Below are 10317 nucleotides of genomic sequence, written 5' to 3'. Positions count from 1 at the left end.
GGGATTTACGGTTATATATGTGACAGTAATATTAACCTCTATGGAAATAATTCCACTCAGTTTTTAATAATTCAGTAATTCTTACTTTTATTTCGGTAATTCCATAATCACAAAAACAAAGCCCTGCATTCGCAGGGCTTTATTATGTGAACTTATTACACTCATGTTCGAGAAATTATTATGTTACCTGAGCAGTAACATCTTTTTCGTGGTTGCGGATTGACCGGCTTCCAGGCGGTAGAAATAGATTCCGCTTGTAACCTGAATTCCGCTCGAGTTTTTGCCGTTCCATTCAACATTATACGAACCGGCGCTCTGCTGTTCATTAACCAATGTTATCACACTTCTGCCTAACATATCGTATATGCGTAGTGAAACACTAGCTGACGCAGGAACGTCATACATGATATTGGTTATTGGGTTGAATGGGTTAGGATAGTTCTGACGTAGAGAGAGTGTCTTTGGAAGCTGACTGCCCAAGGAACCGTCATCAACTCCGACAGCAACCGGAGATGTGTTATTATACTCGAATAGATACAATCCAAGCAAGTTATCCACAGGATTAGCGCCCGACCATGGAACGATAGCCAGGATCTCAAGGTGTCCGTCACCATCCATATCAACCAACTGTATGTTGGAGGGACGAGCAAAGTGACCGCCGTCAACTTCGTCATTGGCATCTATCGCCGTGACAAAATAACTGTAATTATCTCCGTTAGTCACATCGCCGCCGTCATACTCTATGTCCATAATCGAACCGAAGTTGTTACCGGCAAGATAGATATCCGGCTTACCGTCGCGATCAACATCACCTATGAGGTTTCCGCGGTTCTCGCCGCCCTCGTTGTGAACGTTGCCGACTTTCCAGTCGTGGAGTTTGGTCCAGTTACCGTCGTCGAACATCGTGGCTACAACACCGTTGGGGGTTACAATCCACGAATTACCTTTATTATCGGAAAGATAGAGTTCCCTAACGCCGTTCTTGTCAAAGTCCGCATGCGGTACCTGACTCTTTACGGTAGCGCCCGATGCCCATCCGGTCGGGTTCGGCTGCCACTGTTTCACAAATTCGTACCCGTTAACGCCGGTGCCTTCATATACTCGAACAAAACCGGAGTTATCATCCCACATGATAATTTCCTTCAAGCCGTCCTTATCAACGTCGGTTATACCGAAACCGGTGTTCTTCGCCTGAAAGAGAACAGAGTCTGCCGGAGTCACCAGTGTCGTGTTATTTTCATCAAACTCAACGGTCATCGTAACTCCGTTAGCTGCTAAGTCAGTCGAAGTAAGCTGAATGATCGACAGTAATTTACCGTTGCCGCCGCGATGTGTCAGAATAAGTTCGACCTCGCCGTCGTTGTCTATATCCATTGCTAAGGAGTTATTCTCCAAAGCGACTCTGCCGGCTGCATCTCTGGGTGGATCAAACCTCGCCGTGGGTGTGGAAGGTATACCATTGTCCGTACCGTCCCACTCGAATATAAAACCCGCTTTGAAACCATCTGTGGAATCAGGATGAGCAGAATCAACGATGACTACGATCTCCTGAAAACCATCATGGTCTATATCCGTTACCATGATACCACGTTCATTTCCCGCTATGCCGAGTGTACCATCGGAGAATTGAAACTGCCAGATGATGTTTAAGGTATTGTCAGAAGAAGCCTCAAATAGATAGACGATATGCTGTCCACCATCTTGCTCATACGACAATAACTCTCCCTTGCCGTCCTGGTCAATATCTACCTGGTCTCGTAAAGTACCGCCAGCCGTTATTATATAGCCGCGCGTGAAAACGAAATCAGACGCTTCATGCCAGGCTAATGATAGCTGTGTGTTATCACCGATTTGAGAATAAACCGGTGACGCTGTAATCACTAATGCTGCAAAGATAACAGCAGTCACAAAAGTGATTTGTAGCTTTTGTATCATATTATTCCTCCTTGATTAAATCCAATCAACCCTTAAGTCACCTGGTAATATTGCATCTAAAATCCACATGAAACAAAAGCGAATATTTACACGCATTACACCACATTATGGGTATCTTTTGGGTATTTGTACTTCTACATAATCCAATTTAATTGTCATTCTTCAATTGTCAAGCGTTATTTTTTGCTTCGAATACAAAATATCTCTATTAAAATTCGAGCGCAAGTGAAAACATTTGAGCGTTATTCAATCTTCCGAAATCCTGGTAGGCATAATCAATTGTGAAGGAAATTCCTCCGTTTAAAACGAGTTTTGTCCCTACTCCGGCAGTAATACCCTCTTCGGAATCTTTAAGAAACGAGTTTTTATATCCCATTCGCAATGCCAGAACGTCTCCAATCGCATATTCCACGCCCATATTGACATATTCGGTGTTGTCATTAGGATGAGCCGCATTTATAGCGACTGTTACCACGTTGTTTTCATTACTGATAAGGTCCATAGCCAACCCTACCTGAAGCAGAAGGGGCAGAGAATAACTCTCTGTTTGTTTAAACGCCGGAATTCGGTCGTTGCTTCCACCTTGATTAGGAGCTTCATCGTAATTTACAAAAGTATCGTTTCCCTGAAGTCTCATTGAAGTGCCAAAATTCGATATGCTCATGCCGATAGTCATATCATTGAAATTTGTTTTAAATAATGTCCCGATATCCAGCGCAAATCCCCGCGCGCTCATTCGCCATACACTCTGGGAAATATATTTGGCATTTACGCCAATGGCGAACTTGTCCGTCAAATTTACTGCGTATGACAATGCGGCTGATAAATCATTTGTTGAAAAACGTTCTCCGGTGCCTTCCGGAAGCTGAACGGTTCTAACCGCCATATCACCCGTACTCAAAGATGTAATACTCGCTGCAAAAGTCGCTGAATTACCAACAGGAATTGCCACAGCGACAAAATCAAAAGACGTATCTACCAGCCAGTTATTATGAACCAAAACAACTTCACTGTTAGGAATTCGTGCCAATCCTGCGGGATTCCAGAAAACAGCAGTGGCATCATCTACGACCGCCACGTAAGCGCCGCCCATACCGACAGCGCGAGATCCCACTTCTATCTCAAGGAATGCAGCTGCAACCGTGCCTACCTTTGATACGTTACCCGTGATCTGGCTATATGTTGAAACCGGCGTCATCAGAACCGTAATCCAGATAAGAAACAGGACATTCAGTATCACAGCTCTTTTCTTCCCGCCGGACCAACGTCGGGCAGGCATTGTAATATCATTTTTCATCTGATTCATAATAAGTTTGTCTCACTTAATAACAGCGAATTTACCCATCATTTCACCCAGCCCGGGCGCTTCGACGTGATAAAAATATAGTCCATAGGCTATATCCATTCCGTCCTTACTTTTCAAATCCCAGAATTCTGTACCGTCATTTAACGGTTGGTCATGCTCAAGCGTGTCAACCAAGTATCCCCTAACGCTGTAGATACGAATCGTGCATTTACTTGGAAGATGAGTAAATTGTATTTTCCTTTCACCACGACCCGATATGATTCCGGGAGGCAGCCTGGATTCCCAGGAAGCGGAGGCGACATAAGGATTTGGCACAACAAATATCTCATCAAGACCTGTTTTTGCAACAGCTTCGTTCACGGATGCTCCTATTGTCTTAAATTCAAAAACATCACCGGACCTGAACGGTTTAATGATAGATATAGCCAACGTGTCGCCAGCTCCCGGAATTATGGGCTCTACCTCAACAGCATCAATAATAATAAAACCGTCCAGAGTTAAACTGGTGTCTAATATATCCGGCGGCTCATTAAAAGCTATTCTCCAGCTTTGCACTAACCCGCCGCCGCCGTCCGGATCATCCACCTCCAAGTAGATAAAGTCGTTATTAAAGTCTCCTGTAAGGTTCCCATCACTATTCTTGTCCTTGAACCAAAACTTAACACGGTTCGGATCATCAGGGAAGGTAATATCCCATATCTTAAACTTAGCCGGTTTCCCGTTTGTAGACATATCAACAAATTCAGAATCAAAAGCTATAATATAATCCGCAGGCGAGCGTAACAATACAACACCGTTGGTCTTTTTATCAGCTACATCAAGGAGGAGATTGCTGCTGCCGCTCTTCCATCCGGAATTAGCTTCATCCCAGAGAATCTCCGGATCATTGATTACAGTCAACATTATTCCTTCAAATTCAGGGCTGTTATCATTGTCTATTCCAGTTTGATTTGCTACCAGTTGAAAATTATCAGTGGTATTGAAGATGGAATAAGATATTTCAAGAGCCGAAATGTCATCAAACACAATATTATAAATTGCGTTATCTTTTATATTCAGCTGGTCCAAAATCATATATTCTACTCTTCCCGTACCGGGACCGGAAATGTGATCCAATTCGGATATCGCTGCAGGAACGTAGCCCGTGACCGGCGCATTCGGCGTTACTACGGCTGTGTTTATTCCGGCGCCTATTACATTGCCGGTTCTGTCCAGTTTAAAGTCGATAGCGCTTATGCTCGGAGAGGCGATAGCCAATGACAAATCAGAAGAGAGACCTCGTTCGAAAAAATCGGTATCGTATCCCTTATCATAGGAAACAACCGCATAGAAATACTTTTGACCGTTGACGACATCTGTGTCAACCCAAAAGTGCTTTAAGCCGGTATCGGTGCCCATATTCAGGTTAGCGCCAGTAGGTTGGTCTATCCCGGGCTCGGAACCAATGCCGATGGGATGCGGCCCTACCAATCCGTCCACGAGATCGAATTGAGCAACAGGCTCAAAAAAGACGGCATTCCCAAAACTATCCGTGACCGGATTTGCATCGGAGAAATCGAACCATGTACTCTTATATATCATGTATCCTTCGAAATCAAGACCATAGATAGGATCCCTGGATCGTTCGGCAATAGAGTCCCAGTAAAGCGTTATTCTTTTATCGCCGGCAGACACCCTTACCAAAGGCTTCGTAGGAGGTTGCTTGAAACGGTAGTTAGCGTCATATATATTCTGTACCGTATTTTTATTCCTGAGGATATCGTCTTTATCCTCTCCCAGGACCATCGCAAGAGAAAACCGTTCGGTTTTCCCCGGTTCTAATAGAAAAAAACCAGCGCCGTAAAAAAACTCGAAGTTTACAGCAGTGAGATTCGGTGGGTTGAAATGTCCCGGGAATAAAAGAGGCCACATGGACTCATCGTTTGAAAATCTTACAGAATTTTCTATATGAGCATCCATACTTGTGAGACCTATCTGATCGGATTCGTCAACATCTGTCTTATCGAAATTTGGTTCGCCATCGGTGGGAATTCCGTCGCCTTCACCCGTATCTTCTCCGGGATAAAATGGATTGTCAGGACCTATCCCATCCTTTCCTAAATCATCGTTTAAGGGTTCGCCCGGATCCAATATCCCGTTGCCGTTGAAATCGCTAAAACTTATCCAATCACCGTCTTCATCGCCGGACCAATGCTCTTTCGGCTCTCCGTAAATACCGATAGGACCGAAAATCAAACTACCGGGTCCGCTGTCGCGGCTCTCATCCACCAAACCGTCTTCATCATTATCTATGCCATCAGTGGCGACTCCGGGACTCTCCAAGAAAGCAAATCCGAAATAACCTACCGGCGACCATCCGCCTGAGCCTATATCGTCTAAATCCCATGAGAAGGTTATATCTATGTTCCCTTCGGAAATAAACTCAGCGAGATCGTCATTTTCCTCACCTTGCCCTCCCATGCGAGCGTCAAAGACCTCACCGAATATGATTTTATCGTATGTGGTAGTTGAGACATTGGTGATGTCATATAACCAGAACATCGCATCCTGAGCTAACGGGTCAGCCCACTGCAAGCCCCTTATGGCAACTTTTAATCCAAGCCCCTTAATACTGAGATCTGAAGGGTCCGGAACAAATTGTGGGAATTCCGTGTTGAAATTATCATCCATTACAAAATAGCTTTCCTGATCCGCTTGGAAAATATCCCTGCCGAAAAAACCGTTCCACGAATCGGGCCAGCCGGAGTCATCCTGATCGAGCTTGTCTGGCCAGAAAGAAGGCCAGCTTTCAATTAGGTCACTCATGGCGGGAGATTCCTGCCCAGTATTAAAATAACCCGGTATAGGTTCCCACCCCATTTGCTCGCCGTTTTCCAGGTTTATATCAGTCGCGTCCCAGTCAAGACTAGATTCGCTTAAAATGTGAATCTTGTTACCAAACTTATCAGTCACCTCAGCTATCACAAAAAGACTATTTTCATCAGCGTACTCGTGCTGGCTTCCCTTGGGCCACTCCACGCGCGGCGGCGGATATCCCCAGCCGCCCCAGCCGCTTATATCACCCTGATTGAAAAATATTGTAGCTATTAAATTACCATTATGAACTCCCATTCTCCGGAATGTAACATCTCCTTTTTGATCCTGAGAGAATGCTGTAGCATTAAGCGATAAAAATATTGTGAAAACAAAGAATATCCCTGAAGCTTTTAATTTCAGTCCTCTTTGATGTCGCATAAAGTTTCTAAGCATAATTAAAATCCTAATCTAAATCCCAGCTGAATTCGCCTCGGCTGCGAAAACATATGAGGTCTGTTCACCCAATCGTCCACAGTTCCGATATCTGTCCATTCGCCCCAGAATTGGGTACGAATCGTACTGCCAGCCCGTCCGGTATCATTATAAACAGCTATTTCATTTCTTCGGTCAAAGAGATTAAACACTTTTAAGAAAAACGAACCCCGTATATTCCCTACGACGAAGTCCTTATGCGCGTTAAGGTCAAATGTAATCTGGGTTGGTCTTCTCTCATTGTTTTCGAAACGAGTAAACTGAGCGCCCTGTTGCGGAGGTTCAAATGTGTATGGTAAGCCGCTACCGAGTTTACCAAGAAGACTGGCTCCCCAGCTATCCCGAAAAACTATTGTGACATTAGTGTTGAAAGTGTGAGTTTGATCCCAATCTAACGGTACCACCCTGATCTCACTTTCCCGACCACTGACGGCATCAAGAAATGCATCACTGGGATCCGAAGCGTTTCCCTCTGCAATCTGGAAGGTATAATCAACTGCAAGAGATATATTGTTGGATTGTCTCTTTTTGAAAGCCACTGTAATACCGCGAACATTACCTACGTCTTTGTTGACAAACCTGGCGTACAGCCTCGTATCATACATTTCTACGATTTCAGTCCCTAAAAGATTTCTCATATCCTTATAGAAGCCCGTAATATCTACCCCGATATCTTCGCCGATTTGTTGCTGAATACCCAGCTCATAATTGATGGTCCGCTGAGACTTTAACGCCGCATTGCCCATCAGGTTTCCCTCTGTCTCCGGATCAGCGCTATAGACCCTATCGAAAACTCCTTTGCCTTCGTCTTTATTCAATGGTCCTCGCCTTACTTCGAAATCAGAGTTTTGATACAGAAATTGAAATGGCGGAATTTGAGAAAAATGTCCGTAAGAGAAATGAATCACGCTTCTGTCGGTAATCGGATAAGCAAGTCCAATTCTCGGGCTTAAGCTATATGATCTACTTGCCTCTTCATATTTTTCTACCCACGGGACGTTTAGTATATCTACAGTGCTAACTATGGTGTGTATATTTGGATCGTAATCTCCTTCCGCAATGCGAACAACAGACCCGTTCCCACTCGTAACGTTAAAGAATTTCGCATTATCCGGATCTCTTATATCAATCGGAACTCTGCCCGATGGGTCAAAAAGCTCGCCTCGAATCCCGACATTGATAATCAGATCGTCAAACTCCATCTTGTCCTGAAAATATACGGAAGCTTCCAACGGTGAATGTTCATATTTGTTGAAATTAACGTTCCCCGGCACATCTGTAGCGGCAACGGGTAAGAAACCGGTACTGGCTCCTATTATCACCTTATATTCTTCAAATTTGAGTTTGTGGCTTCTAATTTCAAATCCTGATTTTATCTGATGATTATTAGTTACCTGGCTGGTTATATCGAATTTTCCGCTCTTGCTGGTGGTGTTTCTATCCAAATGCCAAAGCTTTGTTCCGCCGTCGTAAAGGCGCCCTTTAAATGCTTCCACATCTATATAATTGGGATCAAGCGCATCTATGGAATCATCGAACACACTTCTCCTAAAGTCAATACTGTTAAAAGACAGCTTGATAGTATAAAATGTTCGGGGAGACAGTGTATGGTTCAGAGCCGCTATTTGCGTGAGCCCGTCTTTATTCTGCTTGTAGTCGCCATCGGGATTAAATCTGAATAGGTGGTCATACACCCGGTTATCCAATTTATTCCAGAACGCAGAATATGAAACTTTTATTGTAGTTGAAGGACTAAAAGTGAGTTTTCCCTGAGCCGATTTCTTCAAAAATGAATTCATAGGAACAAAGGCGCCGTCGCCATCTTCTACTGTCCATGTCGGGCTTACTGGGTTTGATACGTCCAGAAGACCGGGAGTTACCTGCCTTTGACCATAAAGCCAACCCTCGTTTTTAAAACGTCTTCCGGAGGCGAAAAAAGACCACTTGTTTCCGAGACCGGGAACCGGTCCGCCGAGAGTAGCTTGCATATTTGTCAAGCCGCTTGCGCTTAAATCATCAATATTGGGAAATAATTCATCGTCAGCGCTAATATAATCACCTAAGAAACCGGAGATATTTCCAGAGAACTTTCTTCCGCCGGATTTTGTTACGATATCAACTACACCTGACATAGCACGTCCATATTCCGCATTAAAAGTTCCACTTATAACTTGGAGCTCCTGTATCGCCTCATTATCAACCTCTACTCCAATCTCGTTTGAGTAAGGGTCATTGACCGGAATTCCGTCTATCAAATAGGCTATCTCGCTTGCCCTTCCGCCGCGGATATGAATTTTATTGTCACTCCCCCTTATTATCCCGGCCTGCAACTCGAGAACTTCGTCAAAACTCTCTACCGGCATCTGGGAAATTGTTTCCGCCCCGATGACCGCCCTCGTGGAAGTAAGGTCCATCTTTATGATAGACGCAGAAGCAATGATTTCCACACCACCGAGTTCCACGACACTTGTGGTAAGTTCAAAATTAATGCGAGTCGTGAAATCCACCGATACTTTTACTTGAGAAACGACTGTGGTGGTATATCCGATCATTCTCGTTTTTATTGAGTAGGTTCCCGGCGGTATGTTCAAGATGAAATATCTTCCGCCAATATCCGTTGCCGCTCCAAGTATGGTATCCTCTAAAATAACATTTGCGCCGATGAGTGGTTTACCCGTTGCTTTATCAATCACACGACCGGTAATCTTTCCCGTCGTGCCCCCAAAGGCCGTGGAAAATCCAAATAGGAAAAGAAAGAAAAAAGTGCTAAGAATGTAAGGGAATCTGTAATTGCTAAAGGAATTGAGAAATAATCTTTTAGACATTAATTCCTTCACAGTCTAAAATACTATCGGGGAAATATGGCTCCCTAATCACGTTAATATCAAAATATTGTACGAATCGTTTGCGGATTAGGAAACTCAATGAATTATAGGGTATTTTAAAAAAGTCAACTCCAAACAGAATCCCACTTAATAGCTGTCCCTGAATCATCAGATCTCACTTACTCCCTAACCAGATGCCCGGACTATCTAAATGCTTATCTGAATTGTGATACTATTTCTTCGGCAAAGTATATGGGCTAATTATAATTGTCAAGTATTTTTTCACTGCAATATTTTAAATGATATTCCTTATACTATCACCGAAGACAACCATACCTCGGAATAATGTTACTGTCTATTGGTTTAAAAGGTTTTTAGTAAGGAAGAAAGAGATGGCTATCAGACTGCCGTACCAGAGCATAAAAATAGGTGCACGATCAATTAATGGTGGCAAACTATTTAAAATAAGACAAATATATTAGAAATCCGAGACTGACCATCTGGACTATAGTCCTGACAGCCTCCATAAAATGGTTATGCTTATTTAAAAATTTTTCTACTTTATTTCTTGCTTTGGTTGTCGAATCTGTCAATTTTATCTCCTTCCCATAAACATACTTAGTTATACAGATAATATTAAGTACTAAATAAACTCTTTATGAGTACAAAACAGTATAAAGCTTTTTGAGCGCCTGATTTATATTTTACAAAATAAGGCAAGAAGATACCTATTTGAAAACACTCACGCAAGACAATTGATGATAATTTTAATCTTTATTATGTGTAATAAAAATATTCTTGGTGATAGGCAGAGATTAAACTAAATAAGTTTTTAATATATTCCTACCAGCGTGATATAACGACCTTCTTATCGGTGTAGAATTCAATACCGTCTCTGCCGTGCGCCTTCAAATCGCCGAAGAAAGAACCTTTAGCTCCGCCGAATGTGAAGAACGACATGGG

5 protein-coding genes are annotated in these 10317 nt (G+C 43.2%); all 5 read right to left on the bottom strand.

All coding sequences use genetic code 11. From position 1 onward, the window contains the following. Positions 1-183: 183 nt before the first annotated feature. Entirely contained in the window at positions 184-1935 is a 1752-nt protein-coding gene (locus tag IIB39_10800; protein MCH8929186.1) for a T9SS type A sorting domain-containing protein, read from the bottom strand. A gap of 208 nt (positions 1936-2143) precedes the next feature. Then, positions 2144-3232, bottom strand: a complete 1089-nt coding sequence (locus tag IIB39_10795; protein MCH8929185.1) for a PorV/PorQ family protein — start codon at positions 3230-3232, stop codon at positions 2144-2146. A gap of 21 nt (positions 3233-3253) precedes the next feature. Beyond that, on the bottom strand, positions 3254-6490 hold the full coding sequence (locus IIB39_10790; GenBank protein MCH8929184.1) for a hypothetical protein: 3237 nt from the start codon (positions 6488-6490) through the stop codon (positions 3254-3256). Between the two features lie 2 nt (positions 6491-6492). Further along, entirely contained in the window at positions 6493-9222 is a 2730-nt protein-coding gene (locus tag IIB39_10785) for a TonB-dependent receptor (protein MCH8929183.1), read from the bottom strand. Positions 9223-9809: 587 nt separating this feature from the next. Continuing rightward, positions 9810-9947, bottom strand: a complete 138-nt coding sequence (locus tag IIB39_10780) for a hypothetical protein (GenBank protein MCH8929182.1) — start codon at positions 9945-9947, stop codon at positions 9810-9812. Between the last annotated feature and the right edge of the window lie 370 nt (positions 9948-10317).

The sequence above is a fragment of the Candidatus Neomarinimicrobiota bacterium genome, from assembly GCA_022573815.1.
Classification (GTDB): domain Bacteria; phylum Fidelibacterota; class SORT01; order SORT01; family SORT01; genus JACZTG01.
The sequence above is the reverse complement of the archived record's forward strand: the minus strand, read 5'-3'. Positions and strand labels throughout refer to the sequence as shown.

What these genes read in the sequence shown, in the direction of transcription:
- IIB39_10800 (MCH8929186.1), bottom strand. Translation starts at nt 1,935, where the DNA reads ATGATACAAAAGCTACAAATCACTTTTGTGACTGCTGTTATCTTTGCA.
- IIB39_10790 (MCH8929184.1), bottom strand. Translation starts at nt 6,490, where the DNA reads ATGCTTAGAAACTTTATGCGACATCAAAGAGGACTGAAATTAAAAGCT.
- IIB39_10795 (MCH8929185.1), bottom strand. Translation starts at nt 3,232, where the DNA reads ATGAAAAATGATATTACAATGCCTGCCCGACGTTGGTCCGGCGGGAAG.